Source organism: Rhizobium laguerreae (genome assembly GCF_002008165.1).
Lineage (GTDB): Bacteria > Pseudomonadota > Alphaproteobacteria > Rhizobiales > Rhizobiaceae > Rhizobium > Rhizobium laguerreae.
Genome location: NZ_MRDM01000030.1, coordinates 130,826 through 153,471, shown reverse-complemented (window position 1 = coordinate 153,471; position 22,646 = coordinate 130,826). Strand labels below are relative to the sequence as shown.

Below are 22,646 nucleotides of genomic sequence, written 5' to 3'. Positions count from 1 at the left end.
TCGTTCATGAAAATTCTGGTCACCGTAAAGCGTGTCGTCGACTACAACGTGAAGATTCGCGTCAAGCCGGATGGTTCCGGCGTCGAACTCGCCAATGTGAAGATGTCGATGAACCCCTTCGACGAAATCTCCGTCGAGGAAGCGCTCCGCCTCCGGGAATCCGGCAAGGCGACCGAAGTCGTCGTCGTGTCCGTGGGGCCTGCCAAGGCTGAAGAGACCTTGCGCACCGCGCTCGCAATGGGTGCCGATCGGGCAATCCTGGTCGAGACCGACGATCAGGTCGAGCCGCTCGCCATCGCCAAGATCATCAAGGGTGTGGCTGAAGCAGAACAGCCGGGGCTGATCATCGTCGGCAAGCAGGCGATCGATGATGACTCCAACCAGACCGGCCAGATGCTGTCGGCTCTGCTCGGCTGGGCGCAGGGCACGTTTGCCTCCAAGGTCGAAATCGGTGACGGCAAAGCGCAGGTTACCCGCGAAGTCGATGGCGGTCTGCAGACCATCGAGATCAAGCTTCCGGCGGTTGTCACAACAGACCTGCGCCTCAACGAACCGCGCTATGCTTCGCTGCCCAACATCATGAAGGCCAAGAAGAAGCCGCTCGATAAGAAGACGCCGGTTGATTTCGGTGTCGATACGAGCCCGCGCCTGAAAGTTCTGAAGACCGAAGAGCCCTCGGGGCGCAAGGCTGGCATCAAGGTCAGGTCGGTCGCTGAATTGGTCGACAAGCTGAAAAACGAAGCCGGCGTGCTGTGAAATCCGTGAGGCTCGCCTGCAAACGGCGGGCTGCTGCGCTTCCGGTGCTCACGTACCTTTAAGTACGCGGCGTGCCGGTTCTCGCACCCCACCGTTTTCGGCAGGGCCTGACGGATTTCAGGAACCAACACTTTAAGAGGAACAAACATCATGGCCATTCTTCTTCTGGCTGATCACGACAACGCAACCCTGTCCGACCAAACCGCCAAGACGCTGACGGCAGCGTCCAAGATTGGCGGCGACGTGCATGTGCTGGTCGCCGGCAAGGGCGCCCAGGGTGCTGCCGATGCCGCCGCAAAACTGTCCGGCGTTTCCAAGGTCCTGCTCGCCGAAAGCGACGACCTTGCCAACAACCTCGCAGAACCGCTCGCAGCGCTGATCGTCTCGCTGGCCGGCTCCTACGACACGATCCTTTCGGCGGCGACATCCGTCGGTAAGAACGTGCTGCCGCGCGTCGCAGCTTTGCTCGACATCGTCCAGATATCTGAAATCACCGAGGTTGTTTCGGCCGAAACCTTCAAGCGCCCGATCTATGCCGGCAACGCCATCCAGACGGTGCAGTCGTCCGAGGCCAAGAAGGTGATCACCGTGCGTACGGCTTCCTTTGCCTCCGCGGCTGAAGGCGGCTCGGCTTCTGTCGAGAACGTATCGGCTGCCGCCAATCCCGGCCTGTCCACCTTCGTCAAGGACGCACTGTCCTCATCGGATCGTCCGGAACTGACATCGGCCAAGATCATCATTTCAGGTGGTCGTGCACTTGGCTCGTCGGAGCAATTCCAGGAGGTCATCCTGCCGGTGGCCGACAAGCTCGATGCCGCCGTCGGTGCATCGCGCGCTGCCGTCGATGCCGGCTACGCTCCGAACGACTGGCAGGTCGGCCAGACCGGCAAGGTCGTCGCCCCGCAGCTCTACATCGCGGTCGGTATTTCCGGCGCGATCCAGCATCTCGCCGGCATGAAGGACTCGAAAGTCATCGTCGCTATCAACAAGGACGAGGAAGCCCCGATCTTTCAGGTCGCCGACTACGGCCTCGTCGGCGATCTCTTCGTCATCCTGCCGGAACTCGAAAAGGCACTCTAGTCAACATAGGGCCAAATGGATCTGAATATGAAAACGTACATTCTCAACGTATCATGCGTGTCAACGCGCGGCATCGTAGCCGCGATCACCGGTTTTCTGGCAGACAAAGGCTGCAATATCGTCGACTCCTCGCAGTTCGACGATCTGGACACAGGCATGTTCTTCATGCGGCTTACCTTCACGAGCGAGGAGGGCGCAATAATTGGCGACATTGCCGCCGGCTTCGAGACGATCAAGAAGAAATTCGACATGGTCAGCGAGTTCCACGATGGGGGCACCAAAATGAAGGTGCTCCTGATGGTCTCGCGCTTCGGTCACTGCCTCAATGACTTGCTATACCGCTGGAAGATCGGCGCGCTTCCAATCGACATCGTCGCCGTCGTCTCCAATCACTTCGACTACCAGAAGGTGGTCGTCAACCACGACATCCCCTTCCACCATATTCCGGTGACCAAAGCCAACAAGCCGCAGGCCGAGGCCCGAATCATGGACGTAGTCGAGCAGACCGGCGCGGAGCTGATCGTGCTCGCCCGCTATATGCAGGTGCTGTCCGATGCCGTCTGCCAGAAGATGTCGGGCCGTATCATTAACATTCACCATTCCTTCCTTCCTTCCTTCAAAGGGGCAAATCCTTACAAGCAGGCCTATGAGCGCGGCGTGAAGCTTATCGGGGCGACGGCGCATTACGTCACCGCTGATTTAGACGAGGGGCCGATCATCGAGCAGGACGTGGCCCGCATCACGCACTCGCAGTCGGCATCTGACTATGTCTCCATCGGCCGTGACGTAGAGAGCCAGGTGCTGGCTCGTGCCATCCACGCCCATATCCACCATCGGGTATTCCTCAACGGCAACAAGACCATCGTATTCCCGGCAAGCCCAGGCTCTTACGTGTCAGAAAGGATGGGCTGAGGGATGGCGACAAAAATCGATGGGAAGCAAGTTGCCGCCTCGATAAATGACGCCGTGAAATCAGCGACGTTGGCGCTCGAAAAGGATACCGGGGTCAAGCCGGGTCTTGCCGTAGTCATTGTTGGCGAGGATCCGGCAAGCCACGCCTATGTCGGAGCGAAAAGCCGGATGGCAAGAGAATGCGGCTTCAATTCGATTCAGCACACTCTGCCCGAAGGAGCAACCCAAGAAGAGCTTGCGACAATCGTCGAGGCGCTCAACGCCGATGAGACCATCCACGGCATCCTCGTCCAATTGCCGCTGCCGAGGCACCTCAACTCCGACTCGATCATTCAGTCGATCAGGCCGGAGAAGGATGTTGACGGCCTGCACATTGTAAATGCCGGCAAGTTGGCGACTGGCGATCTTGATGGAGGCCTCGTCTCCTGCACGCCGGCCGGAGCGATGATCCTCGTGCGCCGCACCCATGGCGAAGACCTCTCTGGGCTCAGCGCCGTTGTGATAGGCCGCTCCAACCTCTTCGGAAAGCCGATGTCGGCGCTGCTGCTTGCCGCCAATGCGACTGTGACGACTGCTCATTCGCGCACCGAGAATCTTTCCGGGATCTGCCGCAATGCAGATATTCTCGTTGCCGCGGTCGGCCGTCCGGAAATGGTCAGGGCGAGCTGGGTAAAGTCGGGAGCGACCGTAATTGATGTCGGCATCAACCGCATTGCCGCCTCTGAGAGAGGCGAGGGCACGTACCGCCTAGTTGGCGATGTCGCCTTCGATGAATGTGTGGAGGTCGCCGGCGTCATTACGCCGGTTCCGGGTGGGGTAGGCCCTATGACGATTGCCATGCTGATGGCAAACACCGTTATCGCGGCCCACCGTAAGGCGGGCAAGACGCCACCAAAATTTTCGTAGATAGTGAGGCTGAAGCTAAATGAGAGAGATGCCTGAACGCGAAAGCATGGAATTCGACGTGGTGATCGTCGGTGCCGGGCCTGCCGGTCTTTCGGCGGCGATCCGGTTGAAGCAGGTCAATCCGGATCTCTCCGTCGTCGTGCTGGAGAAGGGCGCGGAAGTCGGCGCGCATATCCTCTCTGGCGCCGTGGTCGATCCGATCGGCATTGACCGGCTGCTGCCCGGCTGGCGCGACGAGGCCGACCAACCGTTCAAGACCAAGGTCACGGCCGATCACTTCCTGCTGCTCGGCCCCGCCGGCTCTGTTCGCCTGCCGAATGTGCTGATGCCGCCATTGATGAACAATCACGGCAACTACATCGTCTCGCTCGGAAACGTCTGTCGCTGGCTGGCGACCAAGGCCGAGGAGCTCGGCGTCGAGATCTATCCGGGTTTTGCCGCCACCGAAGTGCTCTACAATGACCAGGGTGCGGTCATCGGGGTCGCCACCGGCGATATGGGCATCGAGAAGAATGGCGAGCCTGGCCCGAACTATACCCGCGGCATGGAACTGCTCGGCAAATATGTGCTTATCGGCGAGGGCGTGCGCGGCTCGCTCGCCAAGCAGCTGATCGCCAAGTTCGATCTGCAAAAAGACCGCGAACCGCAGAAATTCGGCATCGGCCTCAAGGAACTCTGGCAGGTCAAGCCGGAAAACCACAGGCCGGGCCTGGTGCAGCACTCCTTCGGCTGGCCGCTCGGCATGAAGACCGGCGGCGGCTCCTTCCTCTATCATCTGGAAGACAATCTGGTCGCCGTCGGCTTCGTCGTCCATCTCAATTACAAGAACCCCTATCTCTATCCCTTCGAGGAATTCCAGCGCTTCAAGACCCATCCGGCGATCCGCACCACCTTCGAGGGCGGCAAGCGGCTGTCCTATGGGGCGCGTGCCATCACCGAGGGCGGCTACCAGTCGGTGCCGAAGCTCTCCTTCCCCGGCGGGGCGCTGATCGGCTGTTCGGCCGGTCTCGTCAACGTGCCGCGCATCAAGGGCAGCCACAATGCGGTGCTGTCGGGCATGCTGGCCGCCGAGAAGATCGTCGCCGCGATCGCGACCGGCCGCAGCCATGACGAGGTGGCCGAGATCGAGAATGAATGGCGCAAGGGCGACATCGGCAAGGATTTGAAGCGGGTGCGCAACGTCAAGCCGCTGTGGTCGAAGTTCGGCACCGCACTCGGCGTGGCGCTCGGCGGCTTCGACATGTGGACCAACACGCTGTTCGGCTTTTCCGTCTTCGGCACGTTGAAGCATGGCAAGACCGATGCTGAGAGCCTGGAGCCGGCGTCGCAGCACAAGCCGATCGCCTATCCGAAGCCCGATGGCGTCCTGACCTTCGATCGCCTCTCCTCGGTGTTCCTGTCGAACACCAATCACGAAGAAGACCAGCCGGTGCATCTGCAGGTCAAGGACATGGCGCTGCAGAAGCGTTCCGAGCATGACATCTATGCCGGCCCCTCGACGCGTTACTGTCCGGCCGGCGTCTACGAATGGGTGGAAAAGGACGGCGAAGAGGTCTTCGTCATCAACGCCCAGAACTGCGTCCACTGCAAGACCTGCGACATCAAGGATCCCAACCAGAACATCAACTGGGTTCCGCCGCAGGGTGGCGAGGGGCCGGTCTATCCGAATATGTGACCACAGCTCCATAAATTAACATTATACAACAGCGGCTTATTCTGAGTAGGGCGTCGCCGGTTCACGTCCCTTCAAAAAGCATGCTACATCAAATAAAGCCTGCACAACCCGGGGTTTTGCCGAGTGATCCAGCAACGCAACACCACGCCGCAATGGAGGTAGGAAAACTACCGCCTCCGCAGAAGCGCTGGCTGGAGATACAGAAGACCCGCGTTGATTGATCGAGCATTCCCGGCTCGGGCTGCGCTACCTCTAGCTCTCTGTTTTTAGGGCATGCTTGACGCGGAGTATGGTGATCACAACAGACCCCACAACCACCGGAACAGCGACAAGCATGATCATCGGATCGAAATGGAAGCCTGCGTGGTCTGCTGTCTCATATATAAATTTCAGCAAGCTCAGCAAGTAATAGCTAATTGCGATCATCGAAAAGCCTTCGACCGCGCGCTGGATCTTAACCTGCGTCGCGGCGCGATCAGCCATCGCCTGGATCTGCGCAGCGTTTTGGAACTCAATCTCGACCTGGATTCGCGTTTGGAGCAGGTCGAGCAAGTGCATCGCGGCCCTTGACAGGTGCTCAAGCCTCAACGCGGTTGCTTCGCAGGTACGCACCGCAGGCTTGAACCGTCGCTCCACGAAGGTACCGAACCTTTGAAAGCCTGGGACATGGGTCTCCCGTAAAAGAGCAATCCTCTCTTCAACAATTTTGGCGTAGGCGGCGGTTGCGCCAAATCTGTTTCTGGTCTCCGCGGTGGCTGAAATGATATGCGACGAAAGAACAGTAATCTCTTCAAGCAATTGTTTGTGCTGATGTGCCGGCGTACTCAAGTTGCGGTTGGTGAGCCGAACAAGTTCCGCGTCATATCCGCCCAGAAGCGGGGCAAGACGACGCGCCTCCGGCAATCCGAGGAGCGCCATTGACCTATAGGTTTCGATCTCAAATATGCGACGGACCATGCGCCCCAGGCGATGTGCATTCAGGTCCTTGTTAAACAGGACGATTCTGCTTGAATTGTCCTCTCGAACGCGAAAATCGGAGCAAACCTGCGCCGCCCCGCCGCCAATCGATGACGTGGCGGTATCGCCGAAGTCGAGGGTTTTCAGAACCGTTCCCAGCTGGTCAGGAGGGTTCCCGAGGACAAGGATACTCACGTGGCAAACCAGCAGAGGAGAGCTCAATCCAGCTAGCCGCGCAAAGTCATCTTCACAAAGGTCAGTTTCCGGCCAACCCTCAGGCTCGCTGGCCAATTTTCGGACCCGCGTGACAGTCACGAACTCAGTGTGCCGTTCAACTCTGACGGAAATTCCACCGTCGGCTTTGAGACTATCGTGGAACTCCTTGATCGCGCCATCCAATGGCATGAAAGCAACATGCTCGACGATCGCCGGACCGGTAAAATAAATCGACGGTCGAGCGTGAAGCTCCGAGTTGAAGTCTGCGGCCTTCTGTTCAAAGGCAGCTGGACTAGAGACCTGTGGTGCGGAAGCAGACACCGTTGGAAAGAATGCTCCTTCTGCGCCCTTTGAAATCATGTCTGTCTTCCCCATTCCCAAAAGCACACGAACCGGCGAACCTATATGAAGCGAATGCAATCAAATTGAAAAGCCCCGCCGGGGTGCAAAGAATTTGCGGTCGATTTGTGCGGTAAGCCAGGGGCGTTGCTTTCCTGTTGACAGGACTATCAATAATCGGTCGGCTAACGTCGACGCCGAGTGTGCCGCCATGCCCACCCACCATTACGAGCTTTTGAAGAGACATACGGGTGGTAAGGCCGATGCCACCAATGTCAGATCCGACAATGCGTGTTCTTTGTTAACACGCTTCTTAAGCAACCATTCACACGACATGAATTGTCATCTTCTAGTCTTTCCGGGCATCTTCTCAGGCAGGTCGGAATGGCCGCAAATTTTGTGACGCGAGGTGAAATTATGCTGACCGAACGCGAGGACCAGTTTTACATTGGTGGGCAATGGCAGGAATCCGGGGACGTAAACCGTCTGCCTGTTGTGAATCCCGCGTCGGAACGTGTTGTCGGGCATATTGCTGCGGGCGGTGCTCATCACGTCGCTCTCGCGGTTGCCGCTGCGCGCAACGCGTTCCCAGCCTTCTCTCAAACAACTGTGGCTGAACGGCTCGGTCTGCTCGGCAGGATGCATTCTCTCCTGAAAGAAAGAGCGGAGACGTTCGCGGAGGCGCTCGCAATCGAAATGGGAGCGGCGATCAGCTTCGCGCGGGCTTCCCAGGTTCCCTTTGCTTCCGAGCACATCCGTGTCCAGATGGAAACTCTTGAGAAGTACCGCTTCGTAACGATTGATGGGCGTACCGCGACCGCCAAAGAGGCGATCGGGGTTTGTGCTCTGATTACCCCCTGGAACTGGCCACTTTACCAGATCACTGCCAAAGTCGCTCCCGCGATTGCGGCAGGCTGTACCGTCGTCCTCAAGCCCAGTGAACTGTCACCTTACAGCGCTTTGCTCTTCGCCCAGTTGATGCACGATGCCGGGGTTCCGGCCGGTGTATTCAATCTGGTCAACGGAACTGGCGAGAGAGTTGGCGCAGCGCTCGCCAGCCATCCCGAGGTCGACATGATCTCGATCACAGGTTCTACCCGCGCCGGAGTACTCGTCGCGCAGGCGGCCGCACCGACGGTGAAGCGAGTGGTTCAGGAACTCGGCGGCAAGTCGCCGAACATTTTGCTCGATGATGCCGACTTCAGCCAGGCCATATCCAAGGGCGTGCTCGCCGGAATGCGCAATGTCGGCCAGTCGTGCAGCGCCCCGACGCGTATGCTGGTACCCACACACCGCCTCGGCGAAGTGGAGGAATTGGCAAGTGCCACTGCGCGTGCGATCCGAGTCGGCGCTCCGCTTGATCCTGCGACGGACATGGGTCCCATCGCTAATCTTCCCCAGTTCGAGCGGATACAAACCATGATCCAAGCCGGTATCGACGATGGCGCCAAGCTGCTGTGTGGCGGTCTGGGCCGGCCGGCCGGCATCGAGCGGGGCTTTTTCACGCAGCCAACGATCTTTTCCGAGGTGAAGTCCGACATGCGGATTGCTCGTGAGGAGATCTTCGGTCCCGTACTTTCGATTATGCCCTACAAGAACGAGGAAGAGGCAATCGCCATTGCTAATGACACCGTCTATGGATTGGGCGCCCATGTCCAGTCTTCAGATCCGGAGCGGGCACGGCGTGTCGCACTGCGCATCCGTGCCGGCCAGGTTCATATCAACTATCCCGCTTGGGACGGAGCGGCAGCCTTCGGTGGCTACAAGCGATCAGGTAACGGCCGCGAGTATGGGGTATACGGGCTCGAAGAGTATCTCGAGACGAAGTCGATCCTTGGCTATTGACCAGGCGTCTGCGCGAGTCGGGCTCGCCAGGGCAGTGGTTTCAGCGACAGACGAAGCATCGTCAGGAAAGCGGCAGTCCGGGCACTTCGCCCGTGCCGCGATCCGAGGATGGCGACTATATCAGCCGACGGCAGCAGCCAATGGGGAAGTACCTGCCTCAACCGTCCCTCGGCGAGGTCTTCTGCAACGGCCCATTCAGAGCGCATCATGATGCCCTGACCCGCCAACGCCCAATCCCGAATGACGGCACCATCGTTGCTCGACATAGCGGGATTAACGCGCACTGTCGCACTTTCCTGCCTTGATCCCTTGAACCGCCAGAGCGTTACGTCCTCCTCGTTCTCGCGAACGACGAGGCAGCGATGTCGCGCCAGATCGGCAGGCGTAGAAATGGGTTCAGCCGAAGCCAGGTAGTGTGGACTTGCACAAAGAATCCGACGGTTCGGCGCCAGTGTCGTCACGACTTGATCCAGATGCGCTGATGCCCCGATGTGGACAACCACCTCATAGCTATCAACGACCAGCGCCGTGGGATGGTCGGACAGTTGGAGGGTGGCGGTGGCACTACGATGCTCTCGAGAAAACGCCTCCACGACTGGCGCCACGTAGATCCGTCCAAATCCGTGAGGCGCTGCGACCCTGAGGTGCCCGCGAACCGCACCCTCGCGATCAGCCAAGGCTTCGGCAAGCGAGTCTATGGCATCGCTGACAATGACGCTGTGAGAAGCAACCAACGAGCCCTCTTCGGTAAGGCGCAGGTGGCGTCCGGACCGGTCGATCAGCCTTACCCCGACCTTCTCTTCAAGCGCGCGCAGGCGCTGGGTCACCGCAGGAGGCGTCACGTTCAGCTTTCTCGCGCTTTCTGCGAGAGATTTCGAGCCCGTGAGGACCGAAAAGAAGGCAAGATCGTCGGACGTGAGCATTAAGCGGCACCTGAAGCGATCATTCACTCAGCATTAATTGCCATCTTTAGCATATGGCTACAAGGTCAGATTCAAGTCGGATATCGGATTCATGTATCCAGCGGACTTTGATTTATCCATGTGGTTGGCTGGCCCGAGCGGTTTGAGGTGCTGCAAACCGGCGTTTCTGGATGTGGAAACTGTATGGGCAGGAACGCGGGGACGGATCCTCGAATGGTGAATGCGCTCGCTGCTCAGAGCCTGGGGTCAGTGGTCGCCAATACCTTGTGGTGCCATCGACACGAAGGAGAACCTGGGATGAATGCTAAAGACATACTCGAGCAGCTTATCGGCTTTCCATCCGTCGTCGGGACTCCGAACGGCGACATCGTGGCATGGGTGAAGGGCTACCTCGAAAGTCATGGCGCCACCGTGACTGTGTTGCCCGGACCGGAAGGCGATCGGGCGAATCTATTTGCCACCATCGGCCCGAAAGACAAGCCCGGCTACATTCTTTCCGGCCATATGGATGTCGTTTCGGCGTCCGAACGGACCTGGACGTCGGAGCCCTTCCGCCTGCGGGCAGAGGGCGATCAGCTTTTCGGCAGGGGGGCGTCCGACATGAAGGGCTTTCTTGCCGCCGCGCTTGCCGGACTTCCCGCTATGGCAAAGATGCCATTGAGCCGCCCGATCCACTTCGCTTTCTCGTATGACGAGGAAGCCGGCTGCCGCGGTGTACGCCACATGTTAGAGCGAATCGGCAACCTATGCGCTCCGCCCTTGGGAGCAATTATCGGCGAACCGAGCAGCATGGTGGCAATTCGCGGTCACAAGGGAAAGGCGGCCGCCCGTATCGAGATTCATGGCGCGACTGGCCATTCGTCGCGCCCTGACAAGGGTTTGAACGCCATTCACGCCATGACTGCGGTAATGAATGCGACGCTGAAGACCATTGATGCTCTGCGAAGCAGCGCCTCAGATCAGAACTTTGAGCCGCCTTATTCTACCCTGCAGATCGGAACGATCTCGGGCGGGCGCAGCGTCAACATCATTCCGGATCTCTGCGTCCTGGAGCTGGAAGCACGTGCGGTGCCCGGCGTATCGCCAACAGTTCTTCTTGAACCTATAAAGGCAACTGCCGAGGCCTTCGAGAATGACGGTTTCCGCACTACCTGGGAAATCAGCAGCACCTATCCCGCGCTCTCGCTTGACGTCGACGCGCCGCTCGCCCGGCTGATGGAGGGATTAACCGGAGCGTCGACCTTGGCTGCCGTCAGCTACGGCACGGAAGCCGGGCTCTATCAAGCCGCTGGCATCGACGCGATCATCTGCGGGCCGGGGGACATCGCCCGCGCCCATCGCGCCGACGAATTCATCCGCCTCGACGAACTTATTGCTTGCGAGGAAATGATCCTGCGGCTTGCCGCAACACTGCGAGGCTGAGAGGGAACTATGGTTTTCTGGTTCAATTCGGATCGAGAAAGAGGCCGCGTCTTCGCCGATGCTTTTGCGCGCGATCTGCCGGACCTGCCTTTCGTAATGGATATCTCGGAGCGCAATCCAGACGACATCCGCTACATTCTCACTTGGACCGTGCCGCCCGATCTTCATCGCTTCAGGAACTTGGAGGTTGTCTTCTCGATCGGAGCCGGCGTCGATCAATTCAAGCCGCAAACGCTTCCCCCAAACGTCATGCTCGTCCGCATGGTCGAGGACGGCATCGTCCGGATGATGCAAGAATATGTGACGCTCGCGGTGCTGGCTTTGCACCGAAAACTGAAGGCATATATTGACCAGCAGGCCGAGGCCACCTGGCTTTCGCTTCCTGTGCGCCAAGCTAACCAGCAGCGGATCGGTATCCTGGGCCTCGGCACGCTCGCCGCGGCCGTCATCGAGCGACTGAAACCCTTCGGCTTTCCACTTGCCGCCTGGAGCCGCTCGGAGCGACAGGTGGAGAATGTTGATTGCTATCACGGTCCGGACGGCCTCACGCTGTTTCTGGCGCGTACCGACATCCTGATCTGTCTCCTGCCGCTGACGCAAGAGACGGAAGGACTGCTCGACGCCTCGCTCTTAGCGACGCTTCCAGCCGGGGCGACGCTCATCCACGTGGGACGCGGTGCCCAACTCGATCACGACGCGCTCATTGCGGCTCTCGACGCGGGGCATCTGTCGGGCGCGGTCATCGACGTTACCGAACCTGAGCCCTTGCCTCCCGAACATGGTTTCTGGCGCCATCCAAAGATTATTCTGACGCCGCATATCGCAAGCGCAACGCAACCGGAAACGGCGGCCCGCGCCGTCATCGACAACATCAAGCGCCATCGCGACGGCCGCGACCCGATAGGGCTCGTCGATCGCGACCGCGGCTATTGAGCTGCAACCAGGAGAGCAAGGAGAAAACATGTCCCTCCTCAAGACCATCATACCCAACAGCACCGAAGTGCCGCGTGAGTCGAGGCCCGGGCCTGAACGCCTGATCTCCGGTGATCCTTCGTTCAAGACCTGGGCCCAGGACGTGGCGCGAGACGAATTGATTCATACCGGGGTCTGGGAAGCGACTCCTGGCCTCACGCGCTCCGTCAAGGGCGAGACATTCGAATTCTGCCACATCATTGAAGGTGTTGTTGAAATCACCCCGGACGGCGGTGAACCGGTTACCTACAAAGCAGGCGATAGTTTCGTGATGAAACCCGGATTTATCGGCACCTGGCGGACCGTGGAAACTGTCCGGAAGATCTACGTCACCGTCATGTAGCCAGCCGCGGCAGCATGCGTGGGCAGGACGGATGGGCCTGGACAAACAGTGAGCCACAAAACGGCGGGGAAATGTCTTTTCTCCGCCGTTGAGAGCGTGACGACGCAAACTCGGAGACAAGCATGTAGCCCTGGACATAGGCTCCGCAAGAACAGGTCAGCTTAACGAGCCTCGAGCCCGCTTCAGAATGCCTTCGGAATGGTCAAATCCGCTCATCCAAACATGGTAGCGCTGAGTAACTTCGCGACAATGCGGCCAGTCGTAGAGGTGCCGCTTGCCCCAGCAATCAAGCTTGGCCCCCAGGGTGACTGCTCGACTACACACCCGAACCGATCCACTGCACTATTTTCGGATCACGGAGGAGAGAGCGAACGCAGTTAGTGTATCGCGCACACTGGGCATCTCCGCAATCAGCTGCCAAATCTGCCGGATGCGGTCAGCCTCCGTCGACTCGACCCTAACGAGAAGGTCGAAATCACCCGTCATTACGTCGCACGCCACGACTTCGGGGATCTTCCGCAATGCTTGAATGACGTCACCACCCCTCATGCGATCGTGACGATAGACGAAAATCAGTGCGGTTGTGACGTGTTGGCCGTTCCCTCCGTCGCCGGTGACGATCGTATATCCCTTGATGAAGCCTTCTCGCTCGAGCCGTTCGATCCGCACTCGCACGGCATTGCGAGAAAGGTTCACCTTCGCCGACAACTCCGCATGCGAGATTCGGGCATTGGCCTTCAATTCCGCAAGTAATTGTTCGTCAGTTCGATCGAGAAGATATTTCATGGGACTTGAGCCGGGTCGCTAGCCTAAAATGTCGGGCGTTACCGACTGATAGGCTAACACGGCGATCTCCGGTAGTAAGGCTCTTTCCTTCCGGCTCGCAAATCGCTTCGATGTCGAAGCCATTATGAAACCTGGCAGCGCCTCCTTTTCCGCATCCGTCAGGCACCGAATTCCCTGATAGCCCTGCAGTAGCGCTCGCGCCCGCTCTTTGTTTAGCTCGCCGTTGGTTTCGCCCGCCCAACCGACAAGCACGTCAGCAAGCTCCGACACGAGCGCATCCTCGTGCCTTAGTCTGAAGTTGATGACGCCGCTGACTTCCTCGCCGAGGAAAAAGACGTTCGCCTGGACCAATGCGCCATGAATTGCTCCAGTGGGAAGATCTCTTGACGCGCACTTCACCCTTCGTTCCAAAATAGTGTGAATTTGAGCCATCACACGACCTAGGCTTAGGCATTTTGCCGGGCCCGCCAACGTGGGTGAGGCGCCTGGCACGAAGCTGACGACGGCAACCAGTCGACCTGCGGCCAGAGATGTGGCTTGGCCATCTATGGTGCGCAGCGGTTTGGGGCAGGGGACGCCATGTCGATAGAGCGCCTCCATGGTTTCGAAGGCCCTTTCCAGATCTAAAGGCTGGGCTCCGTTCTCGAAAAGCGTAACGATGTATTCGCCTTGCCCGGTCCGAAACAGGTAGGTCGTCTCGGAGTCGCCGTCTGCAATCCCAATCACTGAAAGAAGCGACGTAAAGCCGTAGGCTGCGGTAATGGTTCTGCGATCTTCGTCAGAAAGCTCGGTAAAAACAGCCATTTTCCTACCCCTATCAGACCCATAAACTCATCAGAAATTTGCGAACTCCGCGCTGCCTTCAAAGAGCTGTTCAATTTGACAGGGCGCTAATACGCCTTCCTCTTCCACGACCTGCCGCAGCCCCCTCTTCTCGGCCAGCGCCTTCTTGGAAAGGTGCGCTGCCTTGCTGTACCCGATAAGCATTGCCAACGGCGTCGCGAGGACGAGAGACTGGTCGAGGAGTTCCTTGCATCGGTCGACATCAACTTCAATTCCGTCGACGCATCGCTGCTTAAAAATTTCCATTCCCCGCGTCAACATCCGCATGGACTGAAGGATGTTGAGAATGATCACTGGCTCCATCGCATTGAGCTGCAACTGCCCCGCGCTTGCCGCCAGCGTGACAGTGAGATCATTTCCAACAACCTGGAATCCGACTTGGTTCATCATTTCCGGAATGACTGCATTGACTTTACCGGGCATGATTGATGATCCAGCTTGCACCGGCGGAAGTCGGATTTCACCCAGGCCGCCCCTCGGTCCGCTGCTCAAGAGCCGCAGATCGTTGCAGATTTTTGTCAGTTTCACGGCAATTCGCTTAAGAACGCTGGAGAACGAAACGAAGCCGCCGGTGTCGGATGTCGCCTCAATGAAATTTCGAGCGGGGATTAGCTGGATACCGGAAATCCGGGTGAGGTAGCCGCAGGCCGCGCTGGGAAAGCCGCGCGGAACGTTAATTGAGGTTCCGATTGCAGATCCGCCGAGATTAACCTCTTGCAACAATCTGGAAGCGGACTGCAACTGGTTGATATCTTCGTCGATCAGTTCGGCGAAAGCATCAAATTCCTGCCCGGCTGTCATTGGGACGGCGTCCTGCAACTGAGTGCGTCCGACCTTAAGCGCGGTCGCATACTCACGCGCTTTCGCACGGAATGCATCGCGCAGCCCTACCTGGGACGCTAGGAGTCCTTCGCAAGAGCGAAGAATGGTCAGACGCAGAGCGGTCGGATAAACATCGTTTGTCGATTGGGAAAGGTTCACATCATCATTTGGGTGAACCTTGTCGTAGTCGCCGACATTCGCCCCAAGCTTCAGGAGCGCCAAGTTTGCGACAACCTCATTCACGTTCATGTTGGTAGACGTGCCCGCGCCACCCTGCATCATATCGACGGGGAAGTTTTCATCAACGCCCTTCAGCTCGATGAGATTATCGCAAGCCTCTGAGATCGCAGAGGCTTTTTCCGCGGGAAGAAGCCCAAAGTCAGCGTTTGCGCAAGCGGCTGCTTTCTTGACCATAGCCATAGATTGAATGAGCTCGGGAAAGTCTTTCAGGCGAAGGCCCGAAACGTTGAAATTGAGCTCAGCGCGACGCGTATGGACGCCGTACAGAACGTCACCGGGGATAGGAAGGGCGCCGATCAAGTCGGACTCTACGCGTTCAATTGCCATTCTCTCCGCTCCCCCGGTCCAGAATTCCGGCGTAGCGCATCGCATGAGCGACTGCCTCCTTAACCGGCGGGCTCACCTCCACGAGAGGAAGACGCAGGTCGCCGCTGATCTTTGAGAGTTGCGCCAATGCGAATTTCACGCCAGCGGGACTGGTCTCGAGGAACAGCGCGCGGTGTAGGGGCATCAGTCTATCTTGAAGAGCCAGTGCCGCCGTGAAGTCACGTTTCAGGCATGCCCGCTGGAAGTCTGCACACAGCCGGGGAGCAACATTCGCGGTCACCGAAATGCAACCGTGGCCGCCATGGGCCATGTAACCCAGCGCAGTGCCGTCTTCGCCGGTGAGAAGATTGAACTCGTTGCCGCAGGCCATCCGCTCCAGCGACGGGCGCAAGAGGTTGCCCGTCGCGTCCTTGACGCCCTTGACGTTCGGGCAATCCGTGAAAATGCGGGCGAGCGTTTCGACTTGAATATCGATCACGCTTCGACCGGGGATATTGTAGACGATTATTGGAACTGAAGCTTCCGCGTCGATGGCCTTAAAATGCTGATAGATCCCCTCTTGCGTGGGTTTATTGTAGTACGGTGCGACGATCAGCACACCATCCGCGCCGACCTGCTGGGCATGCCGCACGAAGCCGATTGCTTCCTCGGTGCTATTGGAGCCTGCGCCGGCAATCACCGGAACGCGACCATTCGCGGCCTCAATCGCGATTTCCACGACCCGATTGTGTTCGCGATGGCTGAGGGTCGGGCTTTCCCCCGTTGTTCCGCAGGGGACAAACCCTGACGTACCCTCGGCAATCTGCCATTCAATCAGGCTACGAAGTGCAGCCTCATCGACTTTCCCACGGGCAAATGGGGTGACAAGCGCGGTGATGGATCCTTTGAACATCTCAACTTCCAAATAGCGGCGAAGGGCGCTGCAGCGAGGTGATGCAAACGACCTTCGGCTGGGTCATGTCCTCATAAGCAAAGCGAACGCCTTCGCGTCCCATGCTGCCATATTTGAACCCCCCAAACGGCATTGCGTCGAACCGATAGTCGGACGACTGGTTGATCATGACTCCGCCGGCATCGATCCGCATGGCGGCCTCGAGGGCATCGGCAAGATCGTTGGTAAAGATCCCGGCATGGAGGCTGTATTCCGGCTTGTTAGCCAGCCGTATGGCCTCATCAAGTCCATCGAACGGCTGCAGGATGACGACCGGGGCGAAGACCTCGTCGTTCAACAGATCGCAAGTCGCCGGCACATTTTCCAGGACGGTCGGGGAATAGAGTGCGCCTGACGGCTTGTGACCGCAAAGCACCGTCGCACCAGCAGCGATTGCGCGCTCCACCATAGTGGCGGCGCGTTTCACCGCCTGTTCGGAGATCATCGGGCCCATGTCCGTGTCAGCGTTCATCGGGTCGCCGATTTTCATCTTGATGGTCTGAGCAACAAACTCGGTCTTGAACCGTTCATAGATCGGGCGCTGGACCAGTATACGCTGCGTTCCGATGCAGTTCTGGCCAGCCGCCCAGAAGGCGCCTGAAACGCAATCTTTCACGGCAGCGTCAACATCGCTGTTTTCCATCACGATAACTGGTGCATTACCACCGAGATCCATCGCGAGTTTCTTGATGCCGGCGGATTTTGCAATGGCTTCGCCAGTCGCAAAACCGCCTGTGAAGGAGATCATTCGAACGTCATTTGCCGAAACGAGCGCCTTGCCCAAGTCCGCACCGCCGACAGCAACGGTGATGACTTCGCCCGGCAGACCGCTTTCGATAAGCACGTCCGCCAGCTTGATGGCCGAGAGAGGGGTAAGCTCGGAGGGCTTCAGGAGTATCGCGTTGCCGCCCGCGATGGCGGGGCCGAGCTTGTGGGCAACGAGATTAAGCGGATCATTGTAGGGCGTGATCGCCGCGATGATGCTCAGTGGCTCTCGAGTATACCAGCCTTGACGCGATTCCGATCCGGCATAGGCGTCGAAAGGAATGACTTCGCCGGCGTTTCGCTTGGCCTCCTCCGCCGAGAGCTTCAAAGTGTTGACACAGCGTGTCACCTCCTTGTGCGCCTGGATGATTGTCTTGCCGGCTTCGCGCACGATCAGGAGCGCAAAGTCCTCCTTGCGGGCTTCAATTGTCGCGGCAGCCTTCTCGAGAATTGCGGAGCGCTGGTGGCGGGGAAGCAATCGGGCGATCTGCGCGCCACGATTGGCGCGCTCAAGCAGCAGGTTCACCGCGCTCGCACTCGTCTCGGAGACCACACCGACCAAGCTGCCATCGAATGGATTGCTGACCATGATCTCGGCTGGAGATATCTTTTTGCTCAGGGCGAAGCTTGCCATCACGCAGCATCCTTCGCGAGGCTGCCAGACCGGGCATTATGGATGGCGACAATGTCGGATAGCAGCGCATAGGCGGTCTCGGTCCGCCCGGCGCCTGGACCTGTGACAGTGACAGAGCCCAGCAGTTCGGTGTTTAGCGAGACTGCATTTGTAGCGCCGTTGACCCCCGCGAGCGGATGCTCGAGCGGCAGCTGCTTGGGAGCAACGCTGCCGGTTATCGTCCCGTCGGCGTTGCGAACGGCCGATCCGATCAACTTCCAACGGCTGTTGGCCTTTGCCGCTGCATCGATGTCGGAAGGAGAAAGCTTGGAAATGCCTTCACAGGAGACTTCCTCCGGCTTGAGGTTTGCTCCCAGCAGCTCGTTTGCGAGGATCACCACCTTGAGGCGGACGTCGAGACCTTCGACGTCGGCGGTCGGATCGGCTTCGGCAAAGCCGAGTGCCTGCGCTTCCGCGACGGCGCTGGCGAAGTCGAGACCATTCTCCATGCGGCCGAGGACGAAGTTTGATGTGCCGTTCAAGATACCTTCGAACCCTTTTATCTCTGCGCCTGAAAGGGTCTTCTCTGCCATACGTAAGACGGGGGTTCCGCTCATGACGGAGCCCTCATATTCGAAATGAACGTTGTTTGCCTTGGCAAGAGCCTTTAGCTCCTGAGCGGCGATTGCGACTGGCCCCTTGTTGGTGGTGACGACATGCTTGCCGGATTTGAGGGCCCAGCGGCAGTGCGAAATAGCCGGCTCGCCGTCCTTGGGGTTTGTAAATGTCGCTTCCACAACGATGTCGACAGGCGCCGACTTGATGATCGTCTCGTTGTCGGCTTCCGCGCTACCCCCAGAAAGCCGGCCAAAGCCGCCCTTTGCGAAATTCGCTTCAATGAGTGTCTTGGCGTCGAGGCCGTTCGGCGAAATTACGGAACCGAGATAAAGGTCGCTGACAGCAACGATGTTCAGGCGGAAGCCGAGATCCCGTTCCCACAGCGAGTTCTTCGTCGCGATCAGTTCGGTCAACGCGCGGTTGACGCCACCAAATCCGATCAGAGCGATGTTGTAGATTTTCATGTGGTACCCTCCGGTGAAGCGATTTGTGCGCATATCATCAGATGCGGATCGCTCAGTCGGAACGGTACAAACAGACCAATCTGCCGTGCATTCTGCTCATTCAGCTGCCGTCTTGCGGCGTGCCGTCCCTTCCCGCTCGAGTACTCGAACGGATAACATGATCAGAGGAACGCTGATTTGCTTCAGGCGCATCCGTAAAAATGGCAGCTGTGTTTCAGCCAGAGTGACGCCCTGTCGCCGTGGGGATCAAACACCGTCAGGAGAATCGATCAAAGTCGATCGGAAACCGACCCGCATAACAGCCGCGGCTTTGTCGCATTAATGCTGCCATCGGCCCTGAAAATCCTGTGGTACACGCCGAACCCAGCCCTGTCCTCGCATCCGCCACTCTGAGATCATGGAAAATAATCCGCGCAACCAATTTGATCTATATTGACACCAATCGTGAAACCAATTGTATATTGATCGCACGACGATCCTGATTGGTAGCGAATGGTGGTGAATGTGAAAACGACTCCAACACTTGAAACAACCCGTGTTGCTCCTTCGCAGGCGGCTGCCGTAGCATGCGATGCTCCCAGCCAACTGTTCATCGGCGGCCAATGGGTCGCCGCGAAAGGCGGCCGGACCTTTGATGTGATCGATCCCTCGACTGCTGACGCAATCGCCACTGTCTGTGACGCCGACATACCGGACGCAATGGCGGCCGTCGAAGCGGCAGAAAAGGCAGCTGCGGCCTGGAAAGCAACTCCGCCGCGCCGGCGCTCGGACGTTCTGATGAAGTGTTTTCACCTTCTCCTCGAACAGGCAGAATGGCTGGCGCGACTGATCACAGTTGAAAATGGCAAGGCACTTGCCGACGCAAGATCGGAAGTCGCCTACGCGGCCGAGTTTTTCCGCTGGTATGCCGAAGAGGCGGTGAGATCTCCCGGTGAATTCGGACCTGCACCTTCCGGCGCGAACCAGATCATCGTGAGCCATGAGCCGATTGGTATCGCCGTATTGGTAACGCCTTGGAACTTCCCGGCAGCAATGGCTACGCGCAAAATTGCTCCCGCGTTGGCCGCGGGTTGTACTTGCATCCTGAAACCCGCAGCCGAGACCCCCCTTACGGCGCTGGCGATCGGAGAACTCATGCGACAGGCAGGTGTTCCCGCCGGGGTGGTTAACATCGTTACCACGAAGAGAGCAGGCCCTGTGGTCAGCGCGATGCTGCATGACAAGCGGGTACGGAAGCTGTCGTTCACCGGCTCGACAGGCGTTGGCAGGATCCTGCTGCGCGAGGCGGCGGACCAAGTCGTCAGTTGTTCAATGGAACTGGGCGGTAATGCGCCTTTCATCGTTTTCGATGATGCCGATCTGGAAACCGCTGTCGCCGGCGCAATGGTCGCCAAAATGCGCAATGGCGGTGAGGCTTGTACGGCCGCTAACCGCTTCTACATCCAAAAGAGGATTCTGGCTGACTTCACGCGGCGTTTCGCGGAAGAGATGGCCGCACTCAAAGTAGGACCAGGCCTGGCTGCGGATAAGCAGCTTGGCCCATTGATCACCGAAGCCGCGGTGGCCAAGGTCGACCGCCTCGTAGAAGACGCTGTCGCCAAGGGAGCCCGCCTGGTTACAGGTGGCAGCAGATTGAGCGGCGAGGGCTTCTTTTATCTTCCGACCGTTCTCGCCAACGTCTCTGCCGACGCTGAGATACTTCGCGAAGAAATCTTCGGTCCGGTCGCGCCAATCATCGCGTTCGATACTGAAGACGAGGTCGTCGAGCTAGCCAACGACACCGAATATGGGTTGGTGTCCTATGTCTTTAGCCGGGACCTCAAGCGTGCGCTCGCAGTCGCGGGTAGGTTGGAAAGCGGCATGGTGGGAATCAACCGAGGTGTCGTTTCCGACGCTGCCGCGCCGTTCGGCGGCATGAAACAGAGCGGCCTCGGACGCGAAGGCAGCCACCACGGCATGCTCGAATATCTCGAAACGAAATACATCGCCGCCGCTTGGTAGGGGCGCGATCAACGCAGGTACGTTTCGCTATGCCATGGGAAGTCATGCCGGCTCAAAGCCATCCAAAGGTGAGGCGGGTGGCTCAAGCCAGACCTAGGAGAGATAGATGTCGCTACTGAAAACCATCGACCCGAATCCATTGTTCGAGCCGAAGCATAAAACTGCAGAGCCGGATCGCCTCATCGCGGGCAGCCCAGCCTTCAAGACATGGTTGCAGGACACCGCCAAGGACGGCACAGTCAATACCGGCGTCTTCGAGGCGACGCCCGGCGAAACGCACTCCATCAAGGGTGAGACTTTTGAGTTTTGCCATCTCGTCCACGGTGTCATCGAACTGACCGAGAAGGGAAAGGAGCCTGTCACTTATCGTGCAGGCGACAGCTTCGTGATGAAGCCCGGCTACATCGGCGTTTGGAAGACTATAGAGACGGTGCGAAAAATCTTCGTCACCGTCACCTGATCACGGGACTCTCGACTACGGGGCGCAAGGGGAGCGATCCGGCAGGCAAGGCCTTCAGATGCTTCCACCCAAAACTGGATGGTTTATCCACCCATGCCGACTTCCAAACTCGAAGGCCTGTATACCAAGCTTGTCGCGGTTCGGCCTAGACGTCAATCTTACTCCCCTGTGTCACCAAAACCCGCCGCTGTTGTTTCGAGGTGAGCGCAGGGATCCACGAAATGGATGAATTCATGCAAACGGAATCGATCGTTCTTGCGCCTTTCGAGACTCGCCACCTGGATGATGCGGTGGCGCTTTCGCGTGCGGCGGGCTGGGCTCACAGGAGAGAAGACTGGGAAATGATATGGTCGTTGAGCCAGGGGCGCGTTGCACTCGCCGGCGACCGGGTTGTGGGAACCGCTCTCATGACTCCCTTCGGCGACACCTGCTCATCCATCAACATGATCATTGTCGACGAAAGCCAGCGTGGCCGGGGATTGGGAAGAAAATTGACCACCGCCGTGCTGGAACTCGCCGAGAATCGAGAATGCCGCTTGACGGCGACAAATGACGGCCTGCCGCTTTACGAAAAACTGGGCTTTGTTGCGACAGATCAGATCGTCCGCCACCAGGGCATCGTCAATCGCGTCAACGCACCTGAAAATGCTGAGTGGGTTGAGCCCGATGCCCTGCCGGCAATCAAAGCGCTCGATCGTGCGGCATTCGGCGCCTCCCGCGACGCGCTAATCGATGTGCTGGCGAAGCAGGGAAGGTTCGCAGCCATCCGGAACGATGATCGTATCGTCGCATTCGCATCGACGCGGCTGTTCGGGAAGGGCGAAGTCGTCGGGCCAGTCGTTGCGGAAAACGTCGAACAGGCGAGGGATTTGCTTGCCTTCATCCTCTCCGGCAAGGAAGGTCATTTCGTCCGGACCGACATTCCTGAACAGACGGGCCTTTCGTCGCAGCTCGAAGACTGGGGGATGCCTCAAGAGGGTGAAGTCGTTGCGATGGTTCGAGGCGCTGTGGGCCGCTCTCAAACACCAGCGGTTCAAACTTTCTGCCTGGCCAGCCAGGCTATTGGCTGACTTGACGGGCGGAAGTCTGAAGCCTTTCTTGCTGAATATTAGGCAGCAGCGTTTTCCTGAATGACCTCTCTCCTTTTGGCGTCACAGAAGTATCGGCACAGCGTGTAGCGCAATCACCAGGGTGGTGAACGGGGAGAATGGTGGCCGCGTTCGCCCCGACTGCAGCAGATTGTTCTGTCGAAGCTTTGGCTGGGAGTTGCGGCCGGCGCTTTACCGAGTTTAGGCATCGGCGTAGGGGCTCCGTCACGGTCGGCACAAGATGCGGCACAGGCGAAGATAGCGCGAACGCATGGCGCATGTCGGTACGTCGGGAGGAACTGCTGTCTTGTGCGGATTACCTTAATCCTTGAAGATATAGTC

20 protein-coding genes are annotated in these 22,646 nt (G+C 58.5%); 12 read left to right on the top strand and 8 right to left on the bottom strand.

Going from position 1 to position 22,646, the window contains the following annotated elements; all coding sequences use genetic code 11:
* Positions 1 to 6: 6 nt before the first annotated feature.
* From BS630_RS30600 to BS630_RS30580, 5 genes are all read left to right on the top strand, one after another.
* Positions 7 to 756, top strand: coding sequence for an electron transfer flavoprotein subunit beta/FixA family protein (locus tag BS630_RS30600; protein ID WP_077980408.1), 750 nt, complete (start codon positions 7 to 9; stop codon positions 754 to 756).
* Positions 757 to 906: 150 nt separating this feature from the next.
* Complete coding sequence (locus BS630_RS30595; RefSeq protein WP_077980407.1) at positions 907 to 1,836, top strand: electron transfer flavoprotein subunit alpha/FixB family protein; 930 nt, start codon at positions 907 to 909, stop codon at positions 1,834 to 1,836.
* Between the two features lie 27 nt (positions 1,837 to 1,863).
* Positions 1,864 to 2,748: a formyltetrahydrofolate deformylase gene (gene purU, locus BS630_RS30590; protein WP_077980740.1), complete on the top strand. Its 885-nt coding sequence runs from the start codon at positions 1,864 to 1,866 to the stop codon at positions 2,746 to 2,748.
* 3 nt (positions 2,749 to 2,751) lie between these two features.
* Positions 2,752 to 3,654, top strand: coding sequence for a bifunctional methylenetetrahydrofolate dehydrogenase/methenyltetrahydrofolate cyclohydrolase FolD (folD, locus tag BS630_RS30585; RefSeq protein ID WP_077980406.1), 903 nt, complete (start codon positions 2,752 to 2,754; stop codon positions 3,652 to 3,654).
* 19 nt (positions 3,655 to 3,673) lie between these two features.
* Positions 3,674 to 5,329: an electron transfer flavoprotein-ubiquinone oxidoreductase gene (locus tag BS630_RS30580; protein ID WP_077980405.1), complete on the top strand. Its 1,656-nt coding sequence runs from the start codon at positions 3,674 to 3,676 to the stop codon at positions 5,327 to 5,329.
* 252 nt (positions 5,330 to 5,581) lie between these two features.
* Here the strand turns inward: BS630_RS30580 and BS630_RS30575 are convergent, their stop codons facing one another.
* Positions 5,582 to 6,862: a DUF3422 domain-containing protein gene (locus BS630_RS30575; RefSeq protein ID WP_077980404.1), complete on the bottom strand. Its 1,281-nt coding sequence runs from the start codon at positions 6,860 to 6,862 to the stop codon at positions 5,582 to 5,584.
* A gap of 396 nt (positions 6,863 to 7,258) precedes the next feature.
* Between BS630_RS30575 and BS630_RS30570 the strand changes: the two genes are divergently transcribed.
* Positions 7,259 to 8,686, top strand: a complete 1,428-nt coding sequence (locus BS630_RS30570) for an aldehyde dehydrogenase family protein (protein WP_077980739.1) — start codon at positions 7,259 to 7,261, stop codon at positions 8,684 to 8,686.
* On the opposite strand, the gene BS630_RS30565 is transcribed toward BS630_RS30570, so the two are convergent.
* Positions 8,680 to 9,609, bottom strand: coding sequence for a LysR family transcriptional regulator (locus BS630_RS30565; protein ID WP_077980403.1), 930 nt, complete (start codon positions 9,607 to 9,609; stop codon positions 8,680 to 8,682). The genes BS630_RS30570 and BS630_RS30565 overlap by 7 nt on opposite strands.
* Before the next feature lie 297 nt (positions 9,610 to 9,906).
* Here BS630_RS30565 and argE point away from each other — a divergent pair, with 297 nt between their 5' ends.
* Genes argE through BS630_RS30550 form a run of 3 tightly spaced genes read left to right on the top strand, consistent with a single transcriptional unit; the run spans position 9,907 to position 12,346 of the window.
* A complete protein-coding gene (gene argE, locus BS630_RS30560; protein WP_077980402.1) occupies positions 9,907 to 11,031 on the top strand; it encodes an acetylornithine deacetylase in 1,125 nt (374 codons plus the stop codon).
* Positions 11,032 to 11,040: 9 nt separating this feature from the next.
* Positions 11,041 to 11,964 carry a 2-hydroxyacid dehydrogenase gene (locus tag BS630_RS30555; protein ID WP_077980401.1) on the top strand — a complete coding sequence of 308 codons (924 nt, stop codon included), beginning with the start codon at positions 11,041 to 11,043 and terminating at the stop codon, positions 11,962 to 11,964.
* A gap of 28 nt (positions 11,965 to 11,992) precedes the next feature.
* On the top strand, positions 11,993 to 12,346 hold the full coding sequence (locus tag BS630_RS30550; RefSeq protein WP_077980400.1) for a cupin domain-containing protein: 354 nt from the start codon (positions 11,993 to 11,995) through the stop codon (positions 12,344 to 12,346).
* Between the two features lie 342 nt (positions 12,347 to 12,688).
* On the opposite strand, the gene BS630_RS30545 is transcribed toward BS630_RS30550, so the two are convergent.
* Genes BS630_RS30545 through BS630_RS30520 form a run of 6 tightly spaced genes read right to left on the bottom strand, consistent with a single transcriptional unit; the run spans position 12,689 to position 18,755 of the window.
* Positions 12,689 to 13,132: an Lrp/AsnC family transcriptional regulator gene (locus BS630_RS30545; protein ID WP_077980399.1), complete on the bottom strand. Its 444-nt coding sequence runs from the start codon at positions 13,130 to 13,132 to the stop codon at positions 12,689 to 12,691.
* Between the two features lie 18 nt (positions 13,133 to 13,150).
* Complete coding sequence (locus BS630_RS30540; protein WP_077980398.1) at positions 13,151 to 13,936, bottom strand: homoserine kinase; 786 nt, start codon at positions 13,934 to 13,936, stop codon at positions 13,151 to 13,153.
* 30 nt (positions 13,937 to 13,966) lie between these two features.
* The gene (locus tag BS630_RS30535; RefSeq protein ID WP_077980397.1) at positions 13,967 to 15,364 is read right to left on the bottom strand and encodes an aspartate ammonia-lyase; all 1,398 of its coding nucleotides are present in this window, start codon (positions 15,362 to 15,364) and stop codon (positions 13,967 to 13,969) included.
* Positions 15,354 to 16,256, bottom strand: coding sequence for a 4-hydroxy-tetrahydrodipicolinate synthase (gene dapA / locus BS630_RS30530; RefSeq protein ID WP_077980396.1), 903 nt, complete (start codon positions 16,254 to 16,256; stop codon positions 15,354 to 15,356). Before dapA ends, BS630_RS30535 begins: the two co-directional genes overlap by 11 nt.
* 1 nt (position 16,257) lies before the next feature.
* Entirely contained in the window at positions 16,258 to 17,694 is a 1,437-nt protein-coding gene (locus tag BS630_RS30525) for an aldehyde dehydrogenase family protein (RefSeq protein WP_077980395.1), read from the bottom strand.
* A complete protein-coding gene (locus BS630_RS30520) occupies positions 17,694 to 18,755 on the bottom strand; it encodes a homoserine dehydrogenase (protein WP_077980394.1) in 1,062 nt (353 codons plus the stop codon). The genes BS630_RS30525 and BS630_RS30520 overlap by 1 nt, the downstream gene beginning before the upstream one ends.
* A gap of 492 nt (positions 18,756 to 19,247) precedes the next feature.
* Here BS630_RS30520 and BS630_RS30515 point away from each other — a divergent pair, with 492 nt between their 5' ends.
* From BS630_RS30515 to BS630_RS30505, 3 genes are all read left to right on the top strand, one after another.
* Positions 19,248 to 20,756: an NAD-dependent succinate-semialdehyde dehydrogenase gene (locus tag BS630_RS30515; protein ID WP_077980393.1), complete on the top strand. Its 1,509-nt coding sequence runs from the start codon at positions 19,248 to 19,250 to the stop codon at positions 20,754 to 20,756.
* A gap of 106 nt (positions 20,757 to 20,862) precedes the next feature.
* The gene (locus BS630_RS30510; protein WP_077980392.1) at positions 20,863 to 21,216 is read left to right on the top strand and encodes a cupin domain-containing protein; all 354 of its coding nucleotides are present in this window, start codon (positions 20,863 to 20,865) and stop codon (positions 21,214 to 21,216) included.
* A gap of 233 nt (positions 21,217 to 21,449) precedes the next feature.
* On the top strand, positions 21,450 to 22,286 hold the full coding sequence (locus BS630_RS30505) for a GNAT family N-acetyltransferase (RefSeq protein WP_077980738.1): 837 nt from the start codon (positions 21,450 to 21,452) through the stop codon (positions 22,284 to 22,286).
* Positions 22,287 to 22,646: the final 360 nt, after the last annotated feature.

Bases quoted from the DNA above. Each gene is read 5' to 3' on its own strand.
- BS630_RS30505 (WP_077980738.1), top strand. From the start codon at position 21,450: ATGCAAACGGAATCGATCGTTCTTGCGCCTTTCGAGACTCGCCACCTG.
- BS630_RS30570 (WP_077980739.1), top strand. From the start codon at position 7,259: ATGCTGACCGAACGCGAGGACCAGTTTTACATTGGTGGGCAATGGCAG.
- BS630_RS30575 (WP_077980404.1), bottom strand. From the start codon at position 6,862: ATGATTTCAAAGGGCGCAGAAGGAGCATTCTTTCCAACGGTGTCTGCT.
- BS630_RS30515 (WP_077980393.1), top strand. From the start codon at position 19,248: ATGGTGGTGAATGTGAAAACGACTCCAACACTTGAAACAACCCGTGTT.
- BS630_RS30535 (WP_077980397.1), bottom strand. From the start codon at position 15,364: ATGGCAATTGAACGCGTAGAGTCCGACTTGATCGGCGCCCTTCCTATC.
- BS630_RS30510 (WP_077980392.1), top strand. From the start codon at position 20,863: ATGTCGCTACTGAAAACCATCGACCCGAATCCATTGTTCGAGCCGAAG.
- BS630_RS30580 (WP_077980405.1), top strand. From the start codon at position 3,674: ATGAGAGAGATGCCTGAACGCGAAAGCATGGAATTCGACGTGGTGATC.
- BS630_RS30520 (WP_077980394.1), bottom strand. From the start codon at position 18,755: ATGAAAATCTACAACATCGCTCTGATCGGATTTGGTGGCGTCAACCGC.
- dapA (WP_077980396.1), bottom strand. From the start codon at position 16,256: ATGTTCAAAGGATCCATCACCGCGCTTGTCACCCCATTTGCCCGTGGG.
- BS630_RS30525 (WP_077980395.1), bottom strand. From the start codon at position 17,694: ATGGCAAGCTTCGCCCTGAGCAAAAAGATATCTCCAGCCGAGATCATG.
- folD (WP_077980406.1), top strand. From the start codon at position 2,752: ATGGCGACAAAAATCGATGGGAAGCAAGTTGCCGCCTCGATAAATGAC.
- argE (WP_077980402.1), top strand. From the start codon at position 9,907: ATGAATGCTAAAGACATACTCGAGCAGCTTATCGGCTTTCCATCCGTC.
- BS630_RS30595 (WP_077980407.1), top strand. From the start codon at position 907: ATGGCCATTCTTCTTCTGGCTGATCACGACAACGCAACCCTGTCCGAC.
- BS630_RS30545 (WP_077980399.1), bottom strand. From the start codon at position 13,132: ATGAAATATCTTCTCGATCGAACTGACGAACAATTACTTGCGGAATTG.
- BS630_RS30600 (WP_077980408.1), top strand. From the start codon at position 7: ATGAAAATTCTGGTCACCGTAAAGCGTGTCGTCGACTACAACGTGAAG.
- BS630_RS30550 (WP_077980400.1), top strand. From the start codon at position 11,993: ATGTCCCTCCTCAAGACCATCATACCCAACAGCACCGAAGTGCCGCGT.
- purU (WP_077980740.1), top strand. From the start codon at position 1,864: ATGAAAACGTACATTCTCAACGTATCATGCGTGTCAACGCGCGGCATC.
- BS630_RS30565 (WP_077980403.1), bottom strand. From the start codon at position 9,609: ATGCTCACGTCCGACGATCTTGCCTTCTTTTCGGTCCTCACGGGCTCG.
- BS630_RS30555 (WP_077980401.1), top strand. From the start codon at position 11,041: ATGGTTTTCTGGTTCAATTCGGATCGAGAAAGAGGCCGCGTCTTCGCC.
- BS630_RS30540 (WP_077980398.1), bottom strand. From the start codon at position 13,936: ATGGCTGTTTTTACCGAGCTTTCTGACGAAGATCGCAGAACCATTACC.